At 37.3% G+C, this 1,554-nt stretch carries 2 protein-coding genes; one reads left to right on the forward strand and one right to left on the reverse strand.

Features of this window, described 5'->3' with window-relative positions; translation table 11 throughout:
• A partial coding sequence (locus FG384_RS19450; protein ID WP_142644342.1) for a transposase occupies positions 1 to 604 on the forward strand: 604 nt, incomplete at its 5' end.
• A gap of 117 nt (positions 605 to 721) precedes the next feature.
• Here the strand turns inward: FG384_RS19450 and FG384_RS19455 are convergent.
• Entirely contained in the window at positions 722 to 1,297 is a 576-nt protein-coding gene (locus tag FG384_RS19455; protein WP_142644343.1) for a histidine phosphatase family protein, read from the reverse strand.
• Positions 1,298 to 1,554: the final 257 nt, after the last annotated feature.

The raw sequence follows: 1,554 nt of genomic DNA on the forward strand, positions 1-1,554 counted from the left end.
TATCAATCCACATCAACGTCTCATGTTAAAAACCATTCTGGTCCATATAGAATTTCTTTCTGAGCAGATTGAACTGTTAAATGAAGAGGTGGCTACTAGATTATCCTCCCACCAAGAAGATATTGAGAGATTGGATTCCATTCCCGGCATCGCCACTCGAATGGCCGAACAAATCTTAGCTGAAGTCGGTACGGATGTCGAGAAGCAATTCCCCAGTTCGGCGCACTTATGTTCCTGGGCAGGATTAGTACCTGGACATAATGAGAGTGCGGGCAAGAGAAAATCAACCAACATGAAAAAAGGAAACAAGTACTTGAAATCGGCATTAATTGAAGCAGCTCATTCTGTCAGAGGATCCAAAACCTATTTGGGAGCCTTGTATAGGCGTACTGCATCAAGAAAGGGAAAAAAACGGGCAGGAATATCTGTCGCTCATGCCATTTTAAGAATCTCCTATTATCTGTTAACCCGCAAAGAGATGTACGTAGATTTAGGAGAGGATTACTTTGACAAGCAAAAAGAACAATCGATTGTACGATATTCTGTTCGGAGACTTGAAAACTTAGGATACAACGTTACAATCACTGAACCAAATGCCTCCTAATCCAACCCATAATTTGATCCCCATTTAGGCGCTGCACTTTTTTAAAAAATAAATGAGCTGCGTCTGATTTCGTATTGTCTATTTCTCTAAATCGAAGATTTTAATTTTCATGGGAGTTCAACAACTAATTTGAAACCAACCTGTTTCGTAAGGGAAATCTTTTCTGGTTAAATTTTGACCTGAGATCAATTGACGATAAGAAGTAATGGTACCATCATGGGAAACTATATAAATCTTTTCTTTCTGTAGCAGCTTGCAATCCGTAATAAATTCTTCTGCAATTTTTAAGAATTTACTTTCAAGCATAACATTTATGCCATCAGCCCATAAATCAAGCGGAACATTCATATCAATTTCAAAAGTTGGATATTCTTCTTTGATTATTTCTAAATCAATTATTTTATCACAAGGCAATGTGTTTTTATCTGGAAGAATAGGAAACATTCGTGGAGAGACCAATGGACTTACAATCTTACTACAATCTATATTTTCACTCCAAATGAATGCAGTTTGTAGCGTTCTTCTAATAGGACTAATGAATACAATATCTTTATTAGTTAAAGGGAATTGATTTCTTAACAATTGTGCTTGTATAACACCTTTTGGTGTTAATGAAGGGTTTTTTATTTGTAGACTACTTGGTATATCCAATGTATGTTCTCCTTGACCATGACGAATAAATATCAACTCCACTGAATCACCGCTTTTCAAAAAAGTATTATTCCCTTGTTAATTCCCCATTTATTAAGAGAATCCTTCTTTAACTATCCTGCACCATTAGTTCAATAAGAAAAAAAGCCACCTAAGCAGCTCAACGATCTTCAAGTAGTCGAGTAGAAGGGAACCTCTCTACCTTGCGGTAGATTGTGTTCCTCCCCCCTCACAGAACCGTGCTTGCGCTATTTACGCACACGGCTCTTCCAAGTCACCATTCACAAAATGTAGCCTAA

It is taken from the genome of Psychrobacillus vulpis (genome assembly GCF_006861825.1).
Taxonomy (GTDB): Bacteria; Bacillota; Bacilli; order Bacillales_A; family Planococcaceae; genus Psychrobacillus; species Psychrobacillus vulpis.